The 26162-nt window shown below is 75.5% G+C and carries 15 protein-coding genes; 9 read left to right on the forward strand and 6 right to left on the reverse strand.

Features of this window, described 5'->3' with window-relative positions; genetic code table 11:
• Positions 1–6: 6 nt before the first annotated feature.
• From O7546_RS11475 to O7546_RS11490, 4 genes are read right to left on the reverse strand one after another with little or no spacing between them, the layout of a single operon-like run.
• Positions 7–495: a beta-hydroxyacyl-ACP dehydratase gene (locus O7546_RS11475; RefSeq protein WP_269696747.1), complete on the reverse strand. Its 489-nt coding sequence runs from the start codon at positions 493–495 to the stop codon at positions 7–9.
• A complete protein-coding gene (locus tag O7546_RS11480; protein ID WP_167796877.1) occupies positions 492–878 on the reverse strand; it encodes a hypothetical protein in 387 nt (128 codons plus the stop codon). The genes O7546_RS11475 and O7546_RS11480 overlap by 4 nt, the downstream gene beginning before the upstream one ends.
• Positions 860–2116 (reverse strand): CoA transferase, encoded by a 1257-nt coding sequence (locus tag O7546_RS11485; RefSeq protein ID WP_194800038.1) that lies wholly within the window; start codon positions 2114–2116, stop codon positions 860–862. The genes O7546_RS11480 and O7546_RS11485 overlap by 19 nt, the downstream gene beginning before the upstream one ends.
• 1 nt (position 2117) lies before the next feature.
• Complete coding sequence (locus O7546_RS11490; protein WP_281600894.1) at positions 2118–3677, reverse strand: AMP-binding protein; 1560 nt, start codon at positions 3675–3677, stop codon at positions 2118–2120.
• A gap of 136 nt (positions 3678–3813) precedes the next feature.
• Between O7546_RS11490 and O7546_RS11495 the strand changes: the two genes are divergently transcribed.
• A complete protein-coding gene (locus O7546_RS11495) occupies positions 3814–4905 on the forward strand; it encodes an LLM class flavin-dependent oxidoreductase (protein ID WP_194800040.1) in 1092 nt (363 codons plus the stop codon).
• Positions 4902–6182 carry a cytochrome P450 gene (locus tag O7546_RS11500; RefSeq protein WP_281600895.1) on the forward strand — a complete coding sequence of 427 codons (1281 nt, stop codon included), beginning with the start codon at positions 4902–4904 and terminating at the stop codon, positions 6180–6182. Before O7546_RS11495 ends, O7546_RS11500 begins: the two co-directional genes overlap by 4 nt.
• Positions 6183–6191: 9 nt before the next feature.
• Here O7546_RS11500 and O7546_RS11505 read toward each other — a convergent pair whose 3' ends face one another.
• Positions 6192–7394 (reverse strand): cytochrome P450, encoded by a 1203-nt coding sequence (locus O7546_RS11505; protein ID WP_194800042.1) that lies wholly within the window; start codon positions 7392–7394, stop codon positions 6192–6194.
• A gap of 190 nt (positions 7395–7584) precedes the next feature.
• On the opposite strand from O7546_RS11505, the gene O7546_RS11510 reads away from it, so the two are divergent.
• The 7 genes from O7546_RS11510 to O7546_RS11540 are packed head-to-tail and all read left to right on the forward strand — an operon-like array spanning position 7585 to position 24856.
• On the forward strand, positions 7585–8574 hold the full coding sequence (locus O7546_RS11510; RefSeq protein ID WP_281600896.1) for a ParB/RepB/Spo0J family partition protein: 990 nt from the start codon (positions 7585–7587) through the stop codon (positions 8572–8574).
• A gap of 27 nt (positions 8575–8601) precedes the next feature.
• Complete coding sequence (locus tag O7546_RS11515; protein ID WP_281600897.1) at positions 8602–15177, forward strand: non-ribosomal peptide synthetase; 6576 nt, start codon at positions 8602–8604, stop codon at positions 15175–15177.
• On the forward strand, positions 15174–20525 hold the full coding sequence (locus O7546_RS11520) for a non-ribosomal peptide synthetase (RefSeq protein WP_281600898.1): 5352 nt from the start codon (positions 15174–15176) through the stop codon (positions 20523–20525). The genes O7546_RS11515 and O7546_RS11520 overlap by 4 nt, the downstream gene beginning before the upstream one ends.
• Positions 20522–21667: a saccharopine dehydrogenase NADP-binding domain-containing protein gene (locus tag O7546_RS11525; protein WP_194800045.1), complete on the forward strand. Its 1146-nt coding sequence runs from the start codon at positions 20522–20524 to the stop codon at positions 21665–21667. The genes O7546_RS11520 and O7546_RS11525 overlap by 4 nt, the downstream gene beginning before the upstream one ends.
• Positions 21664–22755, forward strand: coding sequence for a Gfo/Idh/MocA family oxidoreductase (locus tag O7546_RS11530; RefSeq protein ID WP_269696752.1), 1092 nt, complete (start codon positions 21664–21666; stop codon positions 22753–22755). The genes O7546_RS11525 and O7546_RS11530 overlap by 4 nt, the downstream gene beginning before the upstream one ends.
• The gene (locus O7546_RS11535; protein ID WP_194800047.1) at positions 22752–23507 is read left to right on the forward strand and encodes an alpha/beta fold hydrolase; all 756 of its coding nucleotides are present in this window, start codon (positions 22752–22754) and stop codon (positions 23505–23507) included. The genes O7546_RS11530 and O7546_RS11535 overlap by 4 nt, the downstream gene beginning before the upstream one ends.
• On the forward strand, positions 23465–24856 hold the full coding sequence (locus O7546_RS11540) for a serine hydroxymethyltransferase (protein WP_194800048.1): 1392 nt from the start codon (positions 23465–23467) through the stop codon (positions 24854–24856). The genes O7546_RS11535 and O7546_RS11540 overlap by 43 nt, the downstream gene beginning before the upstream one ends.
• Here the strand turns inward: O7546_RS11540 and O7546_RS11545 are convergent.
• Positions 24841–26091: a cytochrome P450 gene (locus O7546_RS11545; RefSeq protein ID WP_281600899.1), complete on the reverse strand. Its 1251-nt coding sequence runs from the start codon at positions 26089–26091 to the stop codon at positions 24841–24843. The genes O7546_RS11540 and O7546_RS11545 overlap by 16 nt on opposite strands.
• Positions 26092–26162: the final 71 nt, after the last annotated feature.

Raw genomic sequence — 26162 nt, forward strand, 5'->3', positions numbered from 1 at the left:
CGCGGCCTACCCCAGCTCCGCGAGCGCGGCGCCGGGCCGGACGGCGGCGATCAGCTCACCGATCACCGCAGTGGTCCGCCCGCCGACCGTGACGGTGCCCGACGCGACGGCCGCGCCGTCGACGACCTTGTCCAGCCGTACGTCGTGGCGCAGCACGTCTCCCGGGTACGCGGCGCCGGACAGCCGCAGTTCACGCACGCCGACGAACAACGGCAGCAGCCCGCTGCCCGGCCCCGGCACGCCGACGCCCGCGCGCAGGAACCAGGCGAGCGCGGCGGCCTGGCCGAACGACTCCAGCAGCAGCGCCACCGGATACGCGTACGCCTCGGGAGACGTGGTCTCGTCCAGGCCCGCGTAGCACCACTCGGCGGCGGTGACCGCCTTCTCGGCCACGATCCCGTCGGGCCGGACCTCCACCACCCGGTCCACGAGCAGCAGCGGGAACCGTTGCGGCAGCAGCCCGCGGATCGCCTCCTGCCCGACCGGCGCACTCACCGATACCGCCCGGCGTCGAACTGCGCCTCCAGGCGGGCGCACTGCTCCCCGTCGCCCCGGTGGCAGCGGGCGCGGGCGGTGAGCGGTCCGGTCGCCGGGTCACCTGTCACCTCGACGCGCATGGTGAACTCGCCCGGCGCCAGCACGGGCGCGGTGAACCGGGCCGAGCGCAGCACGGTCAGGCGCGCGCCGTCCACTCCGGCGCAGACGGCGCGCAGCAGCGTGTCGACAAGGAATACCCCGGGCAGGATCGGCCGGCCGGGGAAGTGACCGGACAGGTACGGGCCGTCCGGCTCGACGACGGTACGGGTGCGGATGCGCACCCCGTGACCGGAGCGTTCGATCTCGATGCTGTCGAAGGGGCTCAGTGGGGGCGGGTACACGCCGGGGCCTCCTGTCGGTCGGTGGCGCCGCACGCGCGCAGCCGCGCGAGCTCCGCCCGGTCGACGCCGGCCTCGGTGAGCAGCGCCTCGGTGTCCGCGCCGACGGCCGGCGCGCCGTGCCGCACCCGGGTCGGTGTCCGGGAGAACTTGGCAGCCGGGCCGGTCAGCGGGCCCGTGGTGCCGTTGCACAGCGGGACGGTCTGCACCATGTCGCGTTCCCGGACGTGCGGGTCGGCGGCGGCGTCGGCGAAGTCGCGTACCGGCTCGGCCGGGATGCCCGCGGCGGCGAGCCCGGCCGCCGCCCCGGCCACGGTCCGCGCCTCGCACCACGCGCCGACCAGCGCGTTGACCTCGTCGCGGCGGGCACGGCGCTCCTCGTTCGTGGCGAAGCCCGGGGCCCGGGCCAGCTCCGGCCGGTCCATCGCCGCGGCGAGCGAGCGCCAGTGCTTGTCGAGCGCGACCGCCAGGTAGAGCCAGCCGTCCCGGCAGCGGTACGTGCCGGCCGGTACGACGAAGTCGGCCTGGTCGCCCCAGCGGCGCAGCGGCACGCCGGTCGCGCCGAGCGTCAGGTAGCCGCCGCTGTTGGCGAGCAACGCGTCCAGCAGTGACACGTCGACGTGCTGGCCCTCGCCGGTGCGGTCGCGGTGGCGCAGCGCGGCCAGCGCGCCGATCGCGCCGTGCAGCCCGGCCAGATCGTCGGCGAGGAAGGACGGCGCCTTCATCGGTGTGCCGTCCGGCTCGCCGTTGAGGCCCATCCAGCCCGCCGCTGCCTGCGCGATCGGGTCGAAGCCGGCGTCGGTGGCGCGCGGGCCGTACTGGCCCCAGCCGGAGATGGAGACGAAGACGATGTCGGGATTGACGCGCCGGCACTGCGCGTAGCCGACGCCCCATCCGTCGAGCGTGCCCGGCCGGTAGTTCTCCACCACCACGTCGGCGGTGACCACCAGCCGCAGGAACGCCTCCCGGGCCGGTTCCCGGCGCAGGTCCAGCGACACGCTGCGCTTGTTGCGGTGCACCGTCTCCCGGAACCAGGACAGGCCGGTGCCGGGGATGTCCGGCGGCATCCGGCCCTCCCGGTTGCCGGGCATCTCGATCCGGATCACCTCGCAGCCCAGGTCGGCCAGGACCGCGCCGGTCATCGGCCCGGCCCACACCTTGCTGATCTCCAGCACCCGTACGCCGTGCAGCGGCCCGTCCACGTCGTGACGTGCCTCGCGGTAGAAACCGGCCTTGTCCATCTCACCGCCAGCTGTCTGGTATCTGCGATCGGTGTGCCGAACTGCGGTGCAGCGCCTGCCGCCGCACCTTCCCGGAGTCCTCCCGGGGCAGCGCGGTGGACAACTCGTAGGAGCGCGGCACCTTGAACCCGGCCAGTTCGCGGCGGCAGTGCCGGTCCAGCGCGGTGGTCAGGTCGTCGGTGAGCGCGTGGGTGTCCACCTCGACCACGGCCCGGACCTGCTGCCCGAACTCCTCGTCCGGCACGCCGAAGACGACCGCGTCGCGGACCGCGGGGTGGCGCAGCAGGACGGCCTCGACCTCGGCCGGGTACACGTTCACCCCGCCGGACAGGATCATGTCGTCGGCGCGGCCGGTCAGGTAGAGGTAGCCGGCGGCGTCCAGGTAGCCGCGGTCGCCGTAGGTGAAGCTGCCGTCGGCGCGGTGCGCGGCCCGGGTCTTCTCCGGTGCGTCGCGATACTCGAAGCCGTCCGGGCGGCGCAGGTAGACCCGGCCCTCGTGCCCGGCCGGCAGCGGCATGTCGTCGGCGCCGACCACCACGATCTCGGTGCGCGGCAGCGGCCGGCCGACGCTGCCCGGGTGCGCCAGCCAGTCCTCGGCGTGGATGATCGTGGCGATACCCGCCTCGGTGGCCGCGTAGTACTCGCTCAGCACCGGGCCCCACCAGGCGATCATCTGCCGTTTCACGTCCACCGGGCAGGGCGCCGCCCCGTGCCAGACGCGCCGCAGCGTGGCGCCGCCGAACGCGGCCCGTACCGCGGGGTCCAGCCGCAGCAGCCGCACGAACTGGGTCGGCACCAGGTGCGTCATGGTGACGCCCTCGGCGTCGATCAGCCGCAGCGTCGCGGCCGGGTCGAACCGGGGCCGGGTGACCAGCCGGAACCCGCGGATCAGCGGCAGCAGCGAGAAGAACAGCTGGCCGGAGTGGTACCAGGGGCCGCACAGCAGGTTCACCCCGTCCGCCGGCATGCCCAGCACCGTGCACAGCCGGTTCAGGCGTCCGCGCAGCCGGGGGAGTGGCTCGCCCTGGCGGAACAGCCGGCTGACCACCGCCTTCGGCGCGCCGGTGGTGCCGGAGGTGTAGAGGCCGGTGGCGCCGCTGCCCGCCTCCGGCGGCTCGGCGGCGTCGGCGTGCGCGAGCAGCGGCTCGGCGGCGGCGAACCCGTTCACCGGCTCGTCGCCGAGCACGACGCGCAGTCCGGGGCGGCGGTCGTTGCGCTGCCACGCGTCCCGGGCCGCCGGGAGGCGCTCGGTGTCGGTGATCAGCGCCCGGCAGCCGGAGTCGGAGAGCAGATACGCGACCTCGGCGCCGGTGAGGTGCCAGTTCATCGGCACGATCACCAGACCGGCGTGCAGACAGGCGAGCAGCAGCTCGAACACCTCGTGCCGGTTGCCGGCGAGCACGCCCACCCGGTCGCCCGGGCGCAGCCCCTCCCGGCGCAGCAGGTCGCACCAGCGGTTCACCCGCTCGTCGAGGGCCCGCCAGCTCAGCGCGGCGTAGCCGTCGTCGAGCGCGACCGCGTCCGGCGCGGCGGCCACCATCGGGTGCAGCAGCTGCGCCATCGCGGATCCTCCTCGCCCGGGCGGTGCCACCCGGCCCGTCGGTGACCCCAGCAACGTAGGTTTCGGCGGCCTCCTTTGTCGACTCTCGTATGTGCGGAGTCGTAACGTGTGCCCGGCCCGGTGAAGGGACGATCGGATGACACTGCACCTGCACTGGTTCCTGCCGTCGCACAGCGACGGGCGGGACATCGGCTGGCGTCCGCGGGGTGCCGGCGCGCGGCGCACGGTACGCCGGGAGCCCGACCTCGCCTACCTCGCCCAGGTCGCGCTCGCGGCGGAGCGGCTCGGCTTCGAGGGCATGCTGATCCCGGTCGGGATGTTCTGCGAGGACCCCTGGCTGGTCTCGGCCGCGCTGGCCGGGCGCACCGAGCGGATCCGGTTCATGATCGCGCTGCGGCCCGGGCTGATGTCGCCGACCCTGGTGGCGCAGATGGTGGCCACGTTCCAGCGCCTGTCCGGGGACCGGCTCATGCTCAACGTGGTGGTCGGCGGCGACCCGGACGAGCAGCGCCGCTACGGCGACTGGCTGGACCACGACCGGCGCTACGAGCGCGCCGACGAGTTCCTCACCATCCTGCGCGGGGCGTGGACCGGCGAACCGGTGGACTTCGAGGGGGCGCACCACCGGGTCCGGGCTGCTCTGGTGACACGCCCGCCGCGGACCGCGCCGACGGTGTTCGTGGGCGGCTCGTCGGCCGGTGCGCAGGACACCGCGCTGCGCCACGGTGACGTCTATCTGGCCTGGGGGGAGTCGCCGCCGGAGCTGGGCGCGTTGCTCGGCGAGGTACGCGAACGCGCCGGCGGCAAGCTCTCCTGCGGCACCCGCTTCCACGTGATCACCCGGGACACGCCGGAGCAGGCGTGGGCCGAGGCGGACCGGCTGACCGCCGGGATGGACCCGAAGACGGTGGCCGCCGCCCAGGAGCGGTTCCGGCGCAGCGAGTCCGAGGGACAGCGCCGGATGGCCCGGATGAGCGCCGGCGCCGAGGGCCGGCTGGAGGTGTACCCGAACGTCTGGGCCGGGTACGGCCTGCTCCGGCCGGGCGCCGGGGCGGCCCTGGTCGGCAGCCACGAGCAGGTCGCCGACCGGATCGCCGAGCTGCACGGGCTGGGCGTGGAGCATCTGCTGCTGTCCGGCCAGCCGCACCTGGAGGAGGCGTACTGGTTCGGCGAGGGCGTGCTGCCGCTGCTGCGTGAGCGCGGCATCCTGGCGGAGGTCCACGGATGACGGCGGCGGTGAGCCCTGACGCGTCGCCGGAACTGCTCGCCGACCCGGCCACGTACGTGTCCGGACCGCCGTGGCGGGAGTTCGCCAGGCGGCGGGCCGAGGCGCCGGTGGCCTGGGTACGGGAGCCGGCCCTGCGCCGCCGCTCCGGGCGCGCGGGCGACGGACCGGTGGGCGAGGTGCTGCACCGCGGCGACGGGTACTGGGCGGTGACCCGGTACGACAGCGTGGTGCGGGCCTCCCGCGACCCGGCGTTGTTCTCCTCGGCCACCCGCGGGCCGTTCCTCGCCGACCCGAAGACCCGGGGCGACCTGCAGCGCACCCGCCAGCTGCTGTCCGGCATGGACCCGCCCGGGCACACCCGCCTGCGCCGGGTGCTGACCGCCGCGTTCACGCCGCGCACGGTCCGGGCGCTGCAGGACTCCATCGACGCGCACGCCGCCCGGATCGTCGCCTCGGCGGCCGGCCGGGGTGAGGTCGACGCGGTACGCGACCTGGCCGCCGAGCTGCCCCTGGTGGTCCTCGCCGACCTGCTCGGCATGCCGCCGCAGGACCGGCACCTGATGTTCACCTGGAGCAACCACCTGGTCGGCTTCGACGACCCGGAGTTCGGCGGTGGCGACGTCCGGACGTTCAAGCGGGCCATGACCGACGCGTTCGGGTACGCGGCCGCCGCCGCCGCCGCGCGCCGCCGCGACCCGGGCGACGACCTGACGAGCGTGCTGGCGACGGCGGAGGTGGACGGCCGGCCGCTGACCGAGCCGGAGCTGTGCGGCCTGTGGCTGCTGCTCGTGGTGGCCGGCAACGAGACCACCCGTCACCTGGTCTCCGGCGCGCTGGAGCTGGCCGCCGACGACCCGGCCGTCCGCGACGCGCTGGCCGACCCGGACCGGGTGCCGGCGGCGGTGGAGGAGCTGCTGCGCTGGGTCACGCCGATCATGCAGTTCCGCCGGACCGCCACCGCCGACACCGAACTGGACGGCCAGCCGATCCGGGCCGGTGACAAGGTGGTCCTGTACTACGCGTCGGCCAACCGGGACGAGGCGGTGTTCGCCGACGCGGACCGCCTGCGGCTGGACCGGGCCCCGAACCCGCATCTGGCCTTCGGCGTGGGCCCGCACTTCTGCCTGGGCGCGCACCTGGCCCGGGCCGAGGCGGTGGCGCTGCTGCGGGCGCTCCACCCGCACCTGCCGCATCTTCGCCGCGTCGGCCCGACACAGCGGCTGGCCTCGAACTTCATGAACGGGATCAAGTCGTTGCCGGTGCGCCTGGTCCGGTAGCGGGGGTGTTCAACCGGGGAAGGCGCCCAGTCGAACACGTGCCGGCAGGTGGTCGTACCCCCGGAAGCTCATGTGCCGGCGGCGTACCGGGACGCCGGCCGGCTCGAAGCCGGCCAGGCCGCGGGCGATCCGGTCGAACACCGCCGCCCCCTCCAGCCGGGCGAGCGTGGCGCCGAGGCAGAAGTGCGGGCCGGCGCTGAAGGAGACGTGCGGGTTCGGGGTACGGGCGATGTCCAGCTCGTCCGGGCGGGCGAACCGCCTGCCGTCCCGGTTGGCGGCGGCGAGCAGCAGCACTACCAGCCGGTTGGCGTTGATCCGCCGACCGGACACCTCGATCGGGGCGCGGGTCAGCCGGGCGGTGGCCTGGATCGGCGCGTCGAAGCGCAGGAACTCCTCGACCGCGCTCGGCACCAGCTCCGGCTCGGCCCGCAACCGGGCCAGCACGTCCGGGCGGGACAACAGGGCGGCGCAGCCGGTGGCGATGAGGTTGGTGGTCGTGTCGAAGCCGGCGAAGAACAGGAAGATCACGTTGTCCACCAGCGCCTCGGCGGTGATCGCGCCGCCCGGGTCGGCGGTGGCGAGCAGACCGGCCAGCGGATCGTCGTCGCGACCCCGGCGCTCGCGCTCGGCCAGCAGCTCCCGCACGTAGGCGCGCAGCCACGTCACCGCGGCGGCGGTGGCGTCCCGGTCGCCCTCCACCCGAATGCCGGCGCCGAAGGCCCGGGCCAGCGTCATCGCGTACGGGCGCACCAGGTCGCGGTCGGCGACGGGGATGCCGAGCAGTTCGGCGGCGACGGTCACCGGCAGCGGCGCGGCCAGCCCGGTGACCAGGTCGGCGTCCCCGTCCATCGCGGTGAACAGCTCGCCGACCAGTTCGTCGACGCGGCCGCGCAGCCCGGCCACGGCCCGGGGCGCGAGCAGCCGGGACATCGCCCGGCGCAGCACGGTGTGCACGGGCGCGTCCCGGTTGAGCACTGTGGCCCGGAAGAAGCCGGTGACCGCGTCGGGCTCGCCCGAGGCCTGGTATACGACGTCGGGGAACTCGTGGCCGACGCGCGGGTCGGCCAGCAGGGCGGTGACGTCGGCGTGCCCGGTGACCGCCCACACGCCGGGACCGGCGGGCACGACCGGCCCGGCCTCCCGCAGTGCCGCGTAGGCGGGGTAGGGGTCGTCCAGTCCGGCGATCGCGGTCGCGTCGTATCGCACTCGCACGACGGGATCGTAGCGCCGGTGGGACGCTTGAAAGCGAGATAGCGCAGCGACGGCGATCACTGACCTGTCGCGATCCCGGCACGTCCGGGGCGTGTGCTCGGCTTCCCCGTCTGATTAGGATTCACGTATCACGGCTCTTGCGGAGCGACGAGAGACGTAAAAGCTAGATACGACATCCCCTGGAGGCGGCGTGACCAAGGGAGCAGCCATGACGGTGGTGGCGGACCTCGACGAGGAGCCGGCGGGTACGGCCGAGGGCGGGCCGGTGCAACTGCTGCCGATCGCCTGCCTGCGCGCGGCCGACTCGCCCAGGCTGGCCGGCGAGGACGACCTGCACGCGCAGACACTGGCCGAGACGGACGCGCCACTGCCGCCGATCCTGGTCCACCGCGGCACCATGCGCGTGATCGACGGCATGCACCGGCTGCGCGCCGCGGTCCTGCGTGGCGAGACGCAGATCGCCGCCCGCCTGTTCGACGGCACCGTCGAGGCGGCGTTCGTGCTCGCGGTGCAGGCAAACGTCACCCACGGACTGCCGCTGTCGCTCGCCGACCGCGAGGCGGCGGCCCAGCGGATCCTGCGGTCGCACCCGCACTGGTCCGACCGGGCGGTCGCGACCGCGGCCGGGCTCGCGGCGAAGACCGTGGCGAGCATCCGCCGGCAGGACATCGGGGCCCCCGACGTGCACGCCCGGCTCGGCCGCGACGGCCGGCTGCGCCCGGTCAACAGCGCCGAGGGCCGCCGCATCGCCAGCGAGCTGATCAGCCGCAAACCGGAGGCGTCGCTGCGCGAGATCGCCAAGACCGCCGGCATCTCCCCGGCCACCGCCCGGGACGTACGCGAGCGGATGAAGCGCGGCGACGACCCGCTGCCGCTGCGTCAGCGAGGGGGTGAGCCGCGTCCGGCCCGTTCCGGCCTGAGCCGCCGGCCACCGATGCGGGAGCGCTCGGTCAACCTGCAGAACCTGCGGCACGACCCGTCCGTCCGGTTCACCGAGTCCGGCCGTGCACTGCTGCGCTGGCTCGACAGCCAGGCCACCGGGCCGCAAGGCTACGCGGAGCTGATCGGCACCATCCCGGCGCACTGCACGTACGTGGTCGCCGACATCGCGCGCAGCATCGCCGAGGAGTGGCTCGAGTTCGCGGACCAGCTCCGGCAGCGGGCGAACGAGGCGGCCTGACGTCGCCACCGGTGGGATTGGGGACAAATGGATACGCAGCACGAGCTGACGCTCGACCGCGTCCGCGCCGACATCGGCGCCGCGGTCGGCGACACCGACGCGCTCGACGCCTCGGACGGCGACCTCATCGCCTGCGGCCTCGACTCGCTGAAGGTGATGCGGCTGGCCAGCCGGTGGCGGGCGGCCGGAGTGGACGTCAAGTACGCCGAACTCATGGAACGGCCGACGCTCGCGGGCTGGATGGACCTGCTCACCGCACGACAGGCGCCCGCTCCCGCCACCGCCGCTCCCGCCGCGTCCGGTGCCCCGGCGGACGCCCCCGGAGAGCCGTTCGACCTCGCCCCGATGCAGTACGCCTACTGGGTCGGCCGGCACGAACAGCTCGTGCTGGGCGGCGTGGCCACCCACTTCTACGCCGAGTTCGACGGCGCCGCGATCGACACCGCCCGGCTCGACGCGGCCACCCGGGCGCTCATCGCCCGCCACGACATGCTGCGCGTGACGATCCTCGACGACGGCCGGCAGCGGGTCGCCGACTCCTCGCCGTGGTCCGGCGCCACCGTCCACGACCTGCGCGACCTCGACGGACCGGCGGTCACCGCGCGGCTGGCGGAGATCCGCGACCGCCTCTCGCACCGGCGCTTCGACATCGCCCGGGGCGAGGTCTTCGACCTGGCCGTCTCGGTCCTGCCCGGCGGCGCCAGCCGGCTGCACCTCAACATCGACATGATCGTCGCGGACGCGCTGAGCTTCCGGATCATCCTCAACGACCTGGCCGAGCTGTACGCCGACCCGGACGCCGCGCTGCCGCCGATCCGCTACAGCTACCGCCGGTACCTCGCCGAGCGCCGCGCCGCACCGGCCCGGGGACGGGAGGCGGCCGTCGCGTACTGGCGCGAACGCCTGCCGGAGATGCCGGCCGCGCCGCAGGTGCCGCTGGCGACCGCGCCCGAGCGCCTGGCGGTCCACCGCGTGGTCCGGCGCTTCCACCGCCTCGACGCGGCCTGGCGCGAACGCCTCGACGCGCGGGCCCGGACGCACGGCGTCACGTCGTCGATGGTGTTCGCCGCCGCCTTCACCGAGGTGCTGTCCGCGTGGAGCGCCGAGCCCGACTTCCTGCTCAACGTGCCGCTGTTCGACCGGGATCCGCTGCACCCGGACGTGGCGCACCTGGTCGGCGACTTCACCAACCTGCTGATCGTGGCCGTGCACACCGGGGAGGGCACGTTCCTCGACGCCTGCCGCCGGCTGCAGGACCGCGTCCGCGCCGACGCCCTGCACAGCGACTTCTCCGGCCTGGAGGTGCTGCGTGCGCTCTCCGCCGAACGCGGCGCGCAGGCGCTCGCGCCGGTGGTGTTCACCAGCGCGCTCGGCCTCGGCGAGCTGTTCAGCCGCAAGGTACGCGACTGCTTCGGCGACGCCGGCTGGAACATCTCCCAGGCCCCGCAGGTCTGGCTGGACCACCAGGTCACCGAGGACGACGGCGGGCTGCTGCTCAACTGGGACGCCGTCGACGGCCTGATCCCCGCCGACGTGCTCGACGACATGTTCGCCGCGTACCTGTGGCTGCTCGACCGGATCGTCACCGACGCGGGGGCCTGGACCGAGCCGGTGCCGAGCCTGCTGCCGCAGGCGGCCGCCCGCCGCCGGGCGGCGCTGAACGACACCGCCGGCCCGCAGCGGCGGACCACCCTCACCGAGGGGTTCCTGGCGCACGCCGCCGCCGAGCCGGACCGGATCGCGCTGCTCGCCGCCGGGGCCGTCGTGCGCTACGGCGAACTCGCCGAGCGGGCCCGGCGGATCGCCGGCCGGCTCGTCGCCGCCGGACTGGATCCGGGCGACACCGTCGCGGTGACCCTGCCGAAGGGACCGGCGCAGATCGAGGCGGTGCTCGGCGTGCTGTGCGCCGGCGGCGTCTTCGCCCCGGTCGGCGTCGACCTGCCACCGGTGCGCCGCGCCGCGATCCACCGGGCCGCCGGGGTGCGGATCGTGCTCACCGACACGGCCACCCGGGACCAGCCGATCTGGAGCCACGGACTGCCGGTGCTCGCCGTCGAGGAGGCCACCGACGCGCCACCGCTCGCCGAACTCCGGCCGGCCGGGCCCGACGACCTGGCGTACGTCATCCACACGTCCGGCTCGACGGGCGGCCCGAAGTGCGTGGAGATGACGCACCGGGCGGCGATGAACACCATCGAGGACATCGGCGACAGGTGGGGCATCGGCCCGGACGACCGGGGGCTCGCGCTGTCCGCGCTGGACCACGACTGGTCGGTGTACGACATCTTCGCGTTCCTCACCGCCGGCGCCGCGCTGGTCTGCGTCGACGACACCGCCCGCCGCGACGCCGAGCACTGGCTCGACCTGGTCCGCCGCCACCGCGTCACGGTGTGGACGTCGGTACCGGCGCTGCTGGACATGCTGCTCGTGGCGACCGAGGGCGAAGCGGCGGAGCAGGCCGGCGACCTGCCGTTGCGGCTGGCCCTCGTCGGCGGCGACTGGGTGGGGCTCGACCTGTACGACCGGCTCACCGCGCGGGCGCCCGGCGCCCGCCTGGTCGCGCTCGGCGGCGCCACCGAGGTCGGCATCCACTCCACCTGGCACGAGGTGACCGAGGTGCCGGCGCACTGGCGGTCGGTGCCGTACGGCGCCCCGCTGCGTAACCAGCTCACCCGCGTGGCCGACGGGCTCGGCCGGGACCGGCCCGACCTCGTGCCCGGCGAGCTGTGGCTCGGCGGCGTCGGCGTCGGGCCGGGCTACCGGGGCGACCCGGAACGCACCGCCGCGCGGTTCGTCGAGCGGGACGGGCAGCGCTGGTACCGCACCGGTGACCTGGCCCGCTTCCACCCCGACGGGCGCCTGGAGTTCCTCGGCCGCCTCGACGGCCAGGTGAAGATCCTGGGACACCGGCTCGACCTCGGCGACGTGGAGGCGGCGCTGCGCGAGCACCCGGGCGTGGCCCGCGCGGTCGCGCTGACCGTACCCGGCGAGGCCGGGCCGCGGCTGGTCGCCGCGGTGACCCCGGCGGCCGGCGGGCCGGTCGACGCGCAGACGCTGCGGGCGTACGCCGGGGAGCGGCTGCCGCCGTACATGGTGCCGTACCGCGTCGACGTGCTGGACGCGCTGCCGCTCACCGCGAACGCGAAGATCGACCGGACCGCGCTCGCCGCCCGGTTCAGCGACGACGCCCGGCCCGCACCCGAGGCGGCGGGCCGGCTGACCGGCCCGGCCGAACTCGCCGTCGCGGCCGTCTGGGCCGACCTGCTCGGCCGGCCTGCCGTCGGCCCCGACGACAGCTTCTTCGCCCTCGGCGGCAACAGCCTGCTCGCCACCCGCCTGGTCACCGCCGTGCGGGCGGCCGGATTCCCGGGCGCGCGCCTGTCCACGCTGTTCGCCGCGCCGACGCTCCGGGCGTTCGTGGACCGGCTCGGCGAGGCGTCCGCGCCGGTCGCCCCGGCCGCGCCCGCCACTGCCGTGCCGGTCGAGGCCCACCCCGAGCGACGGTACGACCCGTTCGACGCCACCGAGGTCCAGCGCGCCTACTGGCTGGGCCGGCGTCCCGAGTTCACCCTCGGCGGCGTCGGCTCGCACTGGTACTGGGAGTTCGAGGGCGAGCAGGTCGACCTGGAGCGGTTCGAGGAGGCGTTCAACCGGGTCGTCGCCCGGCACGACATGCTGCGCGCCGTCTTCGACGACGACGCCCGGCAGCGGGTGCTGCCCGAGGTGCCGCGCTACCGGATCACGGTCACCGACGCCGGCGGTGACGCGTACCCGGTCGCGGTCGAGCGGATGCGCGACGACCTCGCCCACCTGGTGCACGACCCGGCCGCCTGGCCGATGTTCGCGGTCCGCGCGGTCCGCTCGGCGGATCGCACCCGCATCGGCCTCAGCCTCGATTTCCTGGTCCTCGACGCGCTCAGCATCATGATCGTGCTGGCCGATCTGGCCGAGCTGTACGCCGACCCGGCGGCCACACTGCCCGAACTGGGGATCACCTTCCGGGACTGCGTGGTGGCCGGGGACCCCGATCCGCAGCGCCGCGAGGCCGCCCGGCGCTACTGGGTCGAACGGCTGCCGCACCTGCCGCCCGGCCCGCGGCTCCCGCTGGCCCGCGATCCCCGCCAGATCGACCGTCCCCGCTTCACCCGGCGGGAGGGACGCCTGAACGACCAGGCGTGGTCGCGCCTGGTCGCGCGGGCCGCCGAGCACGGCGTGACCCCGTCCACCGTGGTCGCCGCCGCGTTCGCGGCCGTCCTCGGGAGGTGGAGCGCCACGCCGGACTTCACGCTGAACCTCACGCTGTTCGACCGGCTCGCCACCCACCCCGACATCTCCCGCATCGTCGGTGACTTCACCTCGCTGCTGCTGGTCGCGAACACGCCCGAACCGGGGGAGAGCTTCGCCGCCGCCGTCCGCCGGCTCCAGGGCCGCGTCTGGGCCGACATCGAGCACAGCTCCTTCTCCGGCATCGCGGTCCTGCAGGAACTGGCCCGGCACACCGGCTCGGCGGAGGTCGCCATGCCTGTGGTGTTCACCAGCACCATCGGCGTCAGCGCCGCCACCGATCGCCCGTTCGGCCTGACCACACCGTTCGGCCGGTACGTCACCGGCCTGTCCCAGACCCCGCAGGTGTGGCTCGACCACCAGGTCACCGAGCACGAGGGCGGGCTGCTGTTCAACTGGGACGCGGTCGAGGAGCTGTTCGCGCCGGGCGTGCTCGACGCGATGTTCGACGCGTACCGCGGGTTGCTGCGCCACCTCGCCACCGCCGGCTGGGACCGGCCCGCGCCGGTGCCGCTGCCGGCCGGGCAGGCGCAGGTGCGGGCCCGGGTCAACGACACCGGCGCACCGGTCACCGATCGGCTGCTGCACGCCGGGTTCGCCGCCGTCGCCCGCGACGACCCCGGCCGTACCGCACTGGCCTGGGGCGACGGTGAGTCGCTGAGCTACGGCGAACTCGCCCGGCGGGCCCGCCGCGTCGCCGGTGCGCTCGTCGCCACCGGCGTGCGGCCCGGCGACAACGTGGCCGTGTCGCTGCCCCGGGGACCGGACCAGGTCGCCGCGGTGCTCGGCGTCCTGCACGCCGGTGCCGCGTACGTCCCGGTCGCCGCCGACCAGCCCGAGCTGCGCCGGGAGCGGATCCATCGGGGCGCCGGGATCCGGGTCGCGCTCACCGCGTCGGCGGTGCCCGACGGCGTGACCGCACTGCCGATGGCGCGGGCGCTGGCCGCCGCCGAGCTCGCCGAACCGGTCACCGTCACGCCCGACCAGCCCGCGTACGTCATCTTCACCTCCGGCTCCACCGGCGAGCCCAAGGGTGTGGTGACCGCGCACGGCGCCGCCTGGAACACTGTCGACGACATCAGCACGCGCTTCGGCGTCGGCCCCGGCGACCGGGTGCTGGCGGTCAGCGCCCTCGACTTCGACCTGTCCGTCTACGACCTGTTCGGCGCCCTCGCGGCCGGCGGGACCGTGGTGCTCACCGCCGAGGACGAGCGCGCCGACCCGGCCGCCTGGCTGCGCCTGGCCGACACCCACCGGGTCACGGTCTGGAACTCGGCCCCGGCGCTGCTGGACATGCTGCTCACCATGTCGGGCGACCGGCCGCCGCTGCCGCTGCGTCTGGCCCTGGTCTCCGGCGACTGGGTCGGGCTGGACCTGCGGCGGCGCCTCGACGCGGTGACCTCCGGCTGCCGGCTGATCGCCCTCGGCGGCGCCACCGAGGCGGCCATCTGGTCGAACGCGTTCGAGGTGACCGAGGTGCCCCCGGAGTGGACGTCGGTCCCGTACGGCTTCCCGCTGCGCGGCCAGCGCTACCGGGTCGCCGACCCGGCCGGCGCGGACCGCCCCGACTGGGTGCCGGGTGAGCTGTGGATCGGCGGGGCGGGCGTCGCGCTCGGCTACCACGGCGACGAACGCCGCACCGCCCAGCGTTTCGTCCGCCACGACGGCGGCCGCTGGTATCGCACCGGCGACCTGGGCCGCTACTGGCCGGACGGAACGCTGGAGTTCCTCGGCCGCGCCGACCACCAGGTGAAGATCCGCGGCCATCGGGTCGAACTGGGCGAGGTCGAGGCGGCCCTGGAGAGCCACCCGGCGGTGACCCGGGCGGTGGCCGTGGCTCCCGGGGGACGGCAGCGCCGGCTGCTCGCGGCGGTGGTCGCACCCGGCGGCGTCGATCCCGGCGACCTGCGCGCGCACCTGGCCCGCCGGCTGCCCGAGCACATGGTGCCGGCCCGCGTCGAACACCTCGCCGAGCTGCCGCTGACCGCCAACGGCAAGGTCGACCGGGCACGCGTCGAGGCGATCGTCGACCGGCCCGACCACACCGGCGGGGAACGGATCAGCGACCCGGTCGAGGAGGCGGTGGCGCAGCTCTGGACCGACCTGCTCGGCCAGCCCGTCACCGGCCGCCGGGAGAGCTTCTTCGCGCTCGGCGGCAACAGCCTGCTCGCCACCCGGCTGGTGGCCGCGTCCCGGGCCCGGTTCGGGGTCGAGCTGTCGCTGCGTCAACTGCTCACCGCGCCGACGGTCGCCGAGCAGGCCGCCCTCGTCGCCGCCCAGTCCACCGTGGAACTCGCCGTCGAGGAGGGTGTGCTGTGACCGCAGCGCTGCGTGCCGACGCCGCCGCGATCCTGGCCGAGCTGGAAGCCGCCGGCGTCCGGCTGTGGGCCGAGGACGCCCGGCTGCGTTTCCGCGCGCCCCAGGGCGTGCTGACCGAGGAACGGCGGGCCCGGCTGCTCGCCGCCAAACCCGAGCTGCTCGCGTACCTCGCCGAGGCCGAGTCGGGACGCATCGAGCCCGAACCGGAGGCCCGCCACGAGCCGTTCCCGCTCACCGACATCCAGGCCGCGTACCTGATGGGCCGGCGCACCGTGTTCGCGTACGGCGGGGTCGGCTGTCACGCCTACGGCGAGGTGCGGCTGCGCGACCTGGACCCGGAGCGGGTACGCGACGCCTGGCAGGCGCTGGTGGACCGGCACGACATGCTGCGGGCGGTGATCGACGCGAACGGCTCGCAGCGCGTCCTGGCCGAGGTACCGCCGGTCCGGGTCGCCGCCACCGACCTGCGCGGGCGTCCCGCCGAGGAGGTCGAGGCGCACGTCGCGGCCGTGCGGGCCGACATGGACCACCGGGTCTACGAACCGCACGAGTGGCCGCTGTTCGACCTGGCGGTGACCCGCGCCGACGACGGCGCGCTGCTGCACGTCTCGATCGACTTCCTGATCGCCGACTTCGTCAGCATCCAGCTGCTGCTCACCGAGTTCCAGGAGCACTACACCGATCCGGACGTGGTCCGGCCGCCGCTCGACGTCACGTTCCGTGACTACCTGGCCGCCGAACGGCGGCTGCGCGGCACCCGCCGCTACGAGCGGGACCAGGCGTACTGGTTCGACCGGATCGACAGCCTGCCGGCCGCGCCGGACCTGCCGGTCCTCGGTGACCAGTCCGCCGGCGACCCGGTCCGGTTCCGGCGCCACGAGCTGCGTCTCGACGGCGCCGGGTACGCCGCGCTGCGCGAGGCCGCCGCCGCGCACGGGCTCAGCCCGACCGCGGCGGTCCTCACCGCGTACGCCGAGGTGATCGGCAGGTGGAGCCGGCGGCGACGGTTCGTGCTGAACCTGACGATGCTCAACCGGCTGCCGTTGCACCCGCAGGTGGATCGGCTGGTCGGCGACTTCACCTCCGCCGTGCTGCTGGAGGTCGACGGCGCCGAGGGGACCACGCTCGCCGAACGCGGTGGCGCCCTGCAACGCCGGCTCTGGCAGGACCTCGACCACCGGCTGGTCGGCGGCGTCACCGTGCTGCGGGAGCTGGCCCGCCGCCGGGGCGCCGACGCCGCGCTCATGCCCGTCGTGTTCACCAGCGCGCTCGGTCTCGGCGACACCACAGCGCCCGGGCCGGAGGCGGGGGAGACCGGCTACGGCATCAGCCAGACCCCGCAGGTGTGGATCGACTGCCAGGCGCTGGAACGCGGCGACGGCCTCGAACTGCACTGGGACGTCCGGCAGGGGGTGTTCCCGGACGGTGTCGCGGAGGACATGTTCGCCGCGTTCGGCGACCTGGTACGGCGGCTGGCCGGCGACGCGCCGCCCTGGTCGCAGCCGTCCCCTGTGGACCTGCCGGAACGGCAGCGCCGCCGCCGCGCCGAGGTCAACGACACCGCGGCGCCGCTGTCCGGGCGGCTGCTGCACAGCGGCGTGGTCGAGCAGTGCCGGCGCACCCCGGACCGCCCGGCGGTGCTGTCCGGGGAGCGCACGCTGACGTACGGCGAACTGCTCGGCCGGGCCGGCGCGGTGGCGGCGGCGCTGCGCGAGCGCGGCTGCGCGCCCGGCGACATCGTCGCCATCGTCATGCACACCGGCTGGGAGCAGCCGGTCGCGGCGCTCGGCGCGCTGCTGGCCGGCGGCGTCTACCTGCCGATCGACACCCGCAGCCCCCGGGCGCGCCGCGACGCGCTGCTGTCCGGTGCCGGGGCGCGGCACGTGCTGGCCACCGCCGCCACCGCCGACGGGCTCGACGCCCCGATCCTGGTCGAGCGGCTGGACCCGGTCGACCCCGACGAGCGGCTACTGACGCCCGCCGCCGGCCCGGCGGACCTGGCCTACGTCATCTACACCTCCGGCTCGACCGGCACGCCCAAGGGCGTGATGATCGACCACCGGGGCGCGGTAAACACCGTCGAGGACGTCAACGCCCGCTTCGGCGTCGGGCCGGACGACCGGGTGCTGGCCCTGGCCAGCCTCGCCTTCGACCTGTCCGTGTACGACCTGTTCGGCCCGCTGGCCGTCGGCGGCGCGCTGGTGCTGCCCGACCACGACCGGCGCGCCGACCCGTCGCACTGGGTCGACACGATGCTGCTGCACAGCGTCACGCTGTGGAACTCCGTCCCGGCGCAGATGCAGATGCTCGCCGACTACCTGACCGTGGAGGCCGGCGTCGACCTGCCGTCGCTGCGGCTGGCACTGCTCAGCGGCGACTGGATCCCGGTCACCCTGCCGGACCAGATCCGCGGTCGGCTGCCCGGGCTGCGGCTGGTCAGTCTCGGTGGCGCGACGGAGGCGTCGATCTGGTCGATCCACCACCCGATCGAGGCGGTCCCGCCGCACTGGCGCAGCATCCCGTACGGCACGCCGCTGACCAACCAGACGTTCCACGTGCTCGACGAGGCCGGACGTGACTGCCCGGACTGGACGGTGGGGGAGCTGTACATCGGCGGCGTGGGCGTCGCGGCCGGCTACCTCGGCGACCCGGAGCAGACCGCCCGCCGGTTCAGCGTGCACGAGCCCGGCGGCGAGCGCCGGTACCGCACCGGCGACCTCGGCCGCTACCGGCCCGACGGCGTCATCGAGTTCCTCGGCCGGGAGGACGACCAGGTCAAGATCCGCGGCCACCGGATCGAACTGGCCGAGGTCGAGGCGGCGATGCAGTCGCACCCGGCGGTCGGTGCCGCCGTCGCGTTCGTGGAGGGGGAGCCGCCGCTGGACCGGCGCCTCGCCGCCGTGGTCGAGACCGCACACCGGGAGCCGGACCGGGAGGCCGCCGTCCGCGACACCGCCCGGCTCCTCGACGGCGCCCGGCGCCGGCTCGCCGAGGTACGCCGGGAGATGGACGCCGACGCGGCAGTCGCGTTCGCCCGCGAACTGGACCGCACCGCGCTGCTGGCGATGGTGACCACGTTGCGCGGCGCCGGCCTGTTCCGTACCGCCGGGTCGGCACACACGCTGCCGGAGGTGCTCGACGCCGCCCGCGTCGCCCCGAAGCACCACCGCCTGGTCCGGCGCTGGGTGAAGGGCTTGATCGCGGGCGGCATGATGCGCCGCGACGGCGACCGGCTCACCGGCGTACCGGCGGTGACCGCCGACGACGTGGCGGCGGCCTGGGCGCGGGTCGACGAACTGCTGCCCGGTGGCGGGCACCGGCCCGAACTCGTCGAGTACTTCCGCGCGGCCACCACCCGGCTCCCCGAGCTGCTGCGCGACGACGCCGACCCGATCCAGTTGCTGTTCCCCGAGGGGCGGCTGGACATCCAGGAGTCGGCCTACCAGGGCAACTTCCTCAGCGACACGGTCAACCGGCTGGTCGTGGAGGCGATGTGCACGCTCGCCGCCGACTTCCCGGCCGGGCGGCCGATGCAGGTGCTGGAGGTGGGTGCCGGGGTGGGCGGCACCAGCATCGACCTGATCCCGGCGCTCGCCGCGCACCCGGTGCGCTACCTGTTCACCGACGTCTCCACCTTCTTCCTCAACGCCGCGCAGGAACGCTTCGCCGCATACCCCTGGGTCGGCTACGGCATCTACGACCTGAACGCCGACTACCGGGCGCAGGGCCTGGAGTCCAACGCGTTCGACGTGATCCTCTGCGCCAACGTGCTGCACTACGCCCGCCACGCCGGCCGGGCGCTGGCACGGTTCAGGGAGATGCTGCGCCCCGGCGGCTGGCTGGTCTTCATCGAGACGACCCGGGACAACTACCAGATCCTCACCTCGATGGAGTTCCTGTTCGACGCCACCGCCGGCGACTTCGAGGACGTACGGGCCGGACAGGACGAGACGTTCATCTCCCGGCCGCAGTGGCAGGCGCTGCTCACCGAGGCCGGTGCCTCCACTGTGGTGTGCCTGTCCGACGAGGACGAGGCGCTGGACCGGATCGGCATGCACGTGTTCGCGGTGCGGTTCAAGGCCGACCGGGTGCCGGTCACCCCGGCCGAGATCACCGCGCACCTGGGCGAGCGGCTGCCCGGCTACATGGTGCCGGGCACGATCGGGGTGGTCGACGCGCTGCCGCTGACCGGCAACGGCAAGGTCGACCGGGCCGCCCTGCCGGCGCTGCTGCGGGCACCGGAGCTGGGCGGAGCCGCGCCGGTGTCGGCGGAGCCGTCCGGCGAGGTCGAGATCGCGCTGGCGAAGGCGTGGGCGGAGGTGCTGGGCGTGCCCACCGTCGGCCGCGACCACACCATCTTCCAGCTCGGCGGCGACTCGCTGCTGGCGGCGCAGCTCGTCGCCCGGATCCGCGAGTCGGTGCCGGCGGCCGCCGACGCCTTCTTCGACCAGATGCTGCGCGACCTGCTGGAGGGGTGCACGCTCGCCGAACTCGCGGCCGGTCTCGGCGCCGGTTCCGCCACCGAATCCCGGTCCGGGGACGAGACCGGGCCGGACGGGCCGGTGACACTGGTCGGCCTCGACGGTCCGGGGCCGGACGTGCTCGTGCACGACGGCACCGGCGGGCTCCCTCCGGTCGCCGGTGACCTCGCCGCCGCCGGGTCCGGCCTGGTGGTGGCCGCGCCGCAGACGTACCTCGGCCTGGACCCGGCGGTGCTCGTCGACTGGCACGCCTCCGCCTGCGCCGACGTGCTGGCCGGGACCGCGCCGCTCGCGCTGGCCGGGCGGGACTTCGGCGCCCTGCTCGCGGTCGAGGTGGCCCGGCGCCGGCTGGAGCAGGGCGGCGAGATCAGCCGGCTGGTCGCCGTCGTCACCGAGCCGTTCACCCCGGACCTGCGCGACGACCTGCTCGTCGAGTACGCCTTCGCCAGGGCCCTCGGCGTGGCGCCGCCGGACGTCGGGCTGCCCGCCGAGGCGGACCTGGCACGTGCCGTCGAGGCGGCCGGTGGCGGCGTGCTGCCGCCGGGCCGGCTCACCTATCCGCCGGCCGGGCAGGAGGCCCCCGGCGTGACCGACGTGCTGCTGCGGCAGACCGAACGCCCGGCCGGCGAGCGGCTCGCCGCCATCGCCACGCGGGCCGGGCTGACCGGGGCCGAGACCGAGCGGCGGTACGAGATGTTCCGGCACAGCCTCGACGCGGCGGCCCGGCACCGCGCCGAGCCGTACGCCGGGGACGTCACGCTCGTGCTCGCGTTCGACAGTGGGCTCTGGCCGGCGGCGGCGGAGGCGATCCCGGCCCGCTGGCGCGACCAGTGCCTCGGCGCGGTGGACGTGCGGTGGTCGCGGTGACCGCCGGCCCGGTCGCCGTGGTCGGCGGGTACGGCGCGGTGGGCAGCGCCGCGGTCGCCCGGCTGCACCGCGACGGCGTCGGCCCGCTGCGCGTCGGCGGCCGGAACCCCGACCGGGCCGCGGCGCTGGTCCGCGACCGGCTCGGCGGCGCCGGGGAGGCGGTCGCTGTCGACGTGTACGACAGGGACTCGCTGGCCCGCTTCTGCGCCGGCTGCCGGCTCGTGGTCTGCGCGGGCGGCGCGTCGCACCAGGTGCTCGACCGGGTGGCGGTGGCCGCTCTGGCCGCCGGCGCGGACTACGTGGACGCCGGCGGGGACGAGCCGTTGTACGACCGCCTCGCCGGGCGCGACCTCGCCGCGCAGGGCCGGATCGCGCTCGTCACCGCCGGGATGATGCCGGGACTCAGCGGGCTGCTGCCCCGCTGGCTGGCGGCGCGGGGCGTGACCCGGCCCCGGCGCCTGGTCGCCCACCTCGGCGTGATGGACCGGCTCACCCCGGCCGGCGCGGTCGACTACCTGCTCAGCCTGCACGACCGCGAGCGGGAGTCGCGCGCCGTGTGGATCGGCGGCCGGCCGGTCGCCCGCGCCGCCGAACCACAGGTGGACGCGCTGGTGCCGTTCTTCCCCAACCCGGTCGGCGTGCACCCGTACCTCGGCTACGAGGCGCGCCGGCTCGGTGCCGGACTCGGCCTGGACGAGGTCCGCTGGAACTCCGTCTTCGACGGCGGCGCCGCGATGATGGCCACACTGGGCCGCCTCCAGGGGGCGATGGCCGGGCAGAGCGACCTCACCCGGGCCGCCGCCGAACTGGCCCGCGCCGCCGACCTGGACATGTTCTCGCGCCGGCCGTACCAGTTGATGCTGCTGGAACTGTCCGGCGCGGACGCCGCGGGCGACCCGGTCACCCGGACCGTGCTGGCCCGCTCGACCGACACGTCCGCGCTCACCGGCACGGTCCTGGCGCTGGCCGCGCGGCAGGTGCTGGACGGGCTGGTTAAGCCGGGGACGCACTTCGCGGCCGAGGGCCTGCACCCGGAGCGGCTGGTCGAGGCGCTGCTACGCACCGGCGCGCTCACCGCGTTCGAGACGTTCGACGTGCCCGCCGCCGAGGCGGCGTCAGCGGTCGAGGAGGGCGCGTTGTGACAGGGCCCCGGGTGGTCGTCGCCGGCACCGGGTTCGGCCGGGTCTACCTGGCCGGCGTCGCCGACCCGGCGTTCCCGTTCGAGCTGGCCGGCGTGCTCGCCCGGGGCAGCGAGCGGTCCCGGGCCTGCGCCGAGCGCTACGGCGTGCCGCTGTGGACCCGGGTGGCGGACCTGCCCGGCGACGTGGACGTGGCCTGCGTGGTGGTCGGTTCCGCGCCCACCGGCGGGCCCGGCGCCCGGCTCGCGGTCGAGCTGATGCGCCGGGGCGTGCACGTCCTCCAGGAGCACCCGGTGCACCCGGGGGAACTGGCGGAGTGCCTGCGCCAGGCCCGCGCCTCCGGGGTGCGGTACCGGCTCAACAGCCACCACGTCCACGTGGCCGCGGTACGCCGCTTCATCGCCGCGGTACGCGACCTCGCGGCCCGGCAGGACCTGCTGTTCGTCGACGCGGCCACCAGCGTGCAGGTGCTCTACACCCTGTTCGACGTGCTCGGCGAGGCGCTGCCCCGGCTGCGTCCGTGGACGTTCGCCCCGCCGGTCACGCCGCCCGGCGTACCGCCGGCCGAGGCGCCGTTCCACAGCCTCGCCGGTGTGCTCGGCGGCGTGCCGGCCACGCTGCGGGTGCAGCACCACCTCGACCCGCGCGAGCCGGACAACCACGCCCACCTGTGGCACCGGATCACCGTCGGCGCCGAGGGCGGAACGCTGACGCTGGTCAGCAGCAACGGGCCGGTGCTGTGGTGCCCCCGGCCGCACCTGCCGCCGACGGACGGGCTGGCCGGGTTCGACGAACTGGCCGACGCGCACCTGAGCTACGGCGTCGCGGAGCCGGTCGGTCCGGCGACCGCGCCGACGTTCGCGGAGGTCTTCACACGACAGTGGCCCGCGGCGGTCCAGACCGCCCTGACGGGATTGTGGGACGCGGTGACCGACGGCGAGGATCCGATGACCAGAGGCCAGTACCATCTCACGCTCGGCCGGCTCACCCAGGACGTGCTCGATCTGCTCGGGCCGATGCACCTGGTCCGGCGGGACACCCCCACGGTGCTGTCCGCTCGGCACCTGTCCGCGGGACCGGAGGCGGCATGACCCCGCTGACCCGCTGCCTCCAGCGGTACGCCGCGCCCGCCGCGCCGGCCACGCGGCTCGTCTGCTTCCCGCACGCCGGTGGCGGGGCGAGCGGCTTCCGGCAGTGGGCGGGGCACCTGCCCGGCGGGGTGGAACTGCTGGCCGTGCAGTACCCGGGCCGGGAGGAGCGCATCGCCGAACCGCCCGCGACCGACCTGTGCCGCCTCGCCGCCGAGGTGTCGCACGCGCTCGCCGGTCTCGACCCGGCGCCCACCGTCCTGTTCGGGCACAGCCTCGGCGCGGCTGTCGCGTTCGAGACCGCCCGCCGCCTGCCGTCGCCGGTGCTGCTCGTCGTGTCCGGCCGGCAGGCGCCGGTGGACCCGGGCCGCTCGGTGCACCTGATGAGCGGCGACGAGCTGTGGCAGGACGTGGCCCGCTCCGGCGGCACCCGGCAGGAGGTGCTCGACAGCGACGAGTTGCGGGCGCTGCTGCTGCCGGTGCTGCGGGCCGACTACCGGCTCAGCGAGACCTACCGGCCGGCGCCGCTGCCGCTGCTGGCCTGCCCGGTGCTGGCCTGCTCCGGCGACCGCGACCCGGAGGTCGACCCGGCCGCCCTGGACGGCTGGCGGTCGGTGACCACCGGGACGTTCACCGCCCGGCTGTTCCCCGGCGACCACTTCTACCTGGTGCCGCAGCGGGGCGCGCTGATCGCCGAGGTGCTGCGTACCGCGTGGTCGTTGCCGGCCGCCGCGGCCTGGCCGTCGACGCCGTGACCAGCGAGGCGCTCACCGGCGCGCCGGACACCGGCACGACCGACCGGATCGCGGCGCTGTCCGCCGTCGCCGCCGCCGGGGGCGAGGGGTTCGCCCGGCTGGCCGCCGCCGACCCGGCGCTCGTGGCACTCGCCCACCGGCAGCGGGAGCGGCGGTGCCGGCAGCTCAACCTGGTCGCCGCGGCCAGCCCGACGCTGCCGGCCGTGCTGGCCGCCGGTGCGCTGGGCTTCGGCGCCGTCACCGCCGAGGGGTACCCGGGTCAGCGCTACCACTCCGGCGCCGAGACCGTCGACGCGGTGGAACGGCTCGCCCGGGCCCGCGCCGAACTGCTGTTCGGCGCCGCGCACGCGAACGTGCAGCCGGCGTCCGGCTCGGCGGCGAACCTGGCCGTGCTCTACGGGCTGCTCGGACCGGACGACACAGTGCTGTCGCTGGAACTGAGCCACGGCGGGCACCTGTCGCACGTCTCCGGCGCGGCGAGCGTCTCCCGCCGGGTGCGGGCCCGGCACTACCGGGTCGGCCCGGACGGACTGGTGGACACCGACGAGGTGGCCGCGCTGGTCCGCGAGATCCGGCCCCGGCTGCTCATCTGCGGCGGCTCGGCCTGCCCCCGGGCGGTCGACTTCGCCGCGTTCCGCCGCGCCGCGGACGAGACCGGCGCGCTGCTGATGGCCGACGTCAGCCACGTGAGCGGCCTGGTCGCCACCGGGTTGCACCCGTCGCCGTTCGACCACTGCGACGTGGTGACCACGTCCACGTACAAGCAGTTGCGCGGCCCCCGGGGCGGGCTGGCCCTGCTCGGCGCCCGGTCCCGGATCCGCGCCGCCGACCTGGACCGGGCGGTGTTCCCCGGCTTCCAGGGCACGCCCGACTTCGGTGCCATCGCCGGCAAGGCGGTCGCGCTGCGCCACGCGGCCCGGCCGGCGTTCGCCGCCGCGATGGGCCGGGTGGTGCGCTACGCCGGGCAGCTCGCCGACGCCCTCGCCGGCCGGGGCGTACCGGTGCTCACCGGCGGCACCGACACCCACATGGTGCTCGTCGACCTGCGGCACGCCCCGGTGTCCGGCCGGTACGTCTGCGACGTGCTGGAGGCGCACGGTGTGCTCGCCAACCGCAATCCGGTGCCGGACGACCCGCGACCGGTCGGGCAGACCAGCGGTCTGCGGTTCGGCACCAACGACCTGGCGTTCCGGGACGTCGGCGACGACCTGGTGACCACTGTCGTGGCGGCCGTCGCCGGTGCCGTGGCGGAGCTGGCCGAGACCGGCGACCAGGCGCGCTGCCCGTCCCTGGCCGTACTGCCGGACCTGGTCGCCGAGGTCGCGTCGCGCGGCTACCGGGAGGAGTGAGGCGCCCGGTCGACGCGCAGCGGCAGCGCGGTCAGCGCCCGCAGGCTGAAGCTCGGCACCGCCCGGCGCGGCGCACCGGCGAGCGCCAGCCCCGGCCGGGCGCGCAGCAGCGCGGTGAGCGTCGCGGCCGTCTCCATCCGCGCCAGGTAGCCGCCCACGCAGGCGTGCGCGCCCCGTCCGAGGCCGAGGTTGCGGTTCGCGCCGGGCCGCTCCACGTCGAGCCGGTCCGGGTCGGGGAAAGCCCGCTCGTCCCGGTTGGCGGAGCCGACGAGCAGCATCACCGGCTGCCCGGCCGGGATCGTGACGTCGCCGACCCGGTGCTCCCCGGTGGTGACCCGGGTCGCGGTCTGCACCGGGCTGTCGTAGCGCAGCAGCTCGTCCACCGCGCCCGTCGTCAGCGCCGGGTCGGCGCTGAGCCGGTCGAGCTGCTCCGGGTGCCGCAGCAGCGCCAGCATCCCGTTGCCGATCAGGCTCACCGTGTTGTGGTGCCCGACGATGAGCAGGAAGACGCCGTTCACCAGCAGCTCGGCGAGCGTCATCGTCCGCTCGGCGCGCTGCGCGGCCAGCCACCTGCTCATCAGGTCGCCGGTCGGCTCGCGCCGGCGGCGGGTCAGCAGCCGGCCGAAGTAGTCGCCCGCCTCCCGCGTCGCCTCGGCCGCCGCGTCCCGCTGCGCGTCGCTGAGCAGCGCGTCCGGGTCGGAGGCGGCGCCGAACGCGCGGGACCACCGCTCCAGCAGCGGCCAGTCCGCCCGGGGCAGCCCGAACAGGCGTCCGATCACCGCGATCGGCACCGGGTACGCGACGTCGGCGACGAGGTCGATCTCGCCCCGGTCCGGCAGCGCGCCCACCACCTCGGCGACGGCCGCGTCGATCGCCGGGCGCATGGCGTCCACCGCCTGCGGCACGAAATCGTGACTCATCGCCGAGCGGATGCGCGGATGGTCCGGCGCGTCGAGCGCGTTGAGCGGCAGCGGGAACCGGGTGTCGATGCCCCGGGTACGGAAGTACTCGTCGTACGCGGTGAGCCGGCCCAGGTCGCAGCTCAGTCGCGGGTCGCGCAGCCCGGCGCGGACGTCGTCGTACCGGGACACCAGCCAGATGCCCGCGTTGGTGCGTACCGCCGGCGCCTCGTCGCGCAGCCGGCGCAGGAACGGGTACGGGTCGTCGGCGTACGCGGCGCCGGTGACGGTGGCGAGGAAGTCCGCCGCGATTCCGGGCGGGGAGGAGGTGGTCATCGGTGGCCTCCGTCGACTGTGGTGCCTGCGGATCGGCTGGGCGAGAATACCGGGGGCCAGGGCTCCGTCAC

It is taken from the genome of Micromonospora sp. WMMA1976 (assembly GCF_027497335.1).
In the GTDB taxonomy this organism is placed as follows: Bacteria; Actinomycetota; Actinomycetes; order Mycobacteriales; family Micromonosporaceae; genus Micromonospora; species Micromonospora aurantiaca.

Coding starts and splice junctions, on each gene's coding strand:
- O7546_RS11485 (WP_194800038.1), bottom strand. CDS start 2,116: ATGGACAAGGCCGGTTTCTACCGCGAGGCACGTCACGACGTGGACGGG.
- O7546_RS11490 (WP_281600894.1), bottom strand. CDS start 3,677: ATGGCGCAGCTGCTGCACCCGATGGTGGCCGCCGCGCCGGACGCGGTC.
- O7546_RS11495 (WP_194800040.1), top strand. CDS start 3,814: ATGACACTGCACCTGCACTGGTTCCTGCCGTCGCACAGCGACGGGCGG.
- O7546_RS11500 (WP_281600895.1), top strand. CDS start 4,902: ATGACGGCGGCGGTGAGCCCTGACGCGTCGCCGGAACTGCTCGCCGAC.
- O7546_RS11515 (WP_281600897.1), top strand. CDS start 8,602: ATGGATACGCAGCACGAGCTGACGCTCGACCGCGTCCGCGCCGACATC.
- O7546_RS11535 (WP_194800047.1), top strand. CDS start 22,752: ATGACCCCGCTGACCCGCTGCCTCCAGCGGTACGCCGCGCCCGCCGCG.
- O7546_RS11545 (WP_281600899.1), bottom strand. CDS start 26,091: ATGACCACCTCCTCCCCGCCCGGAATCGCGGCGGACTTCCTCGCCACC.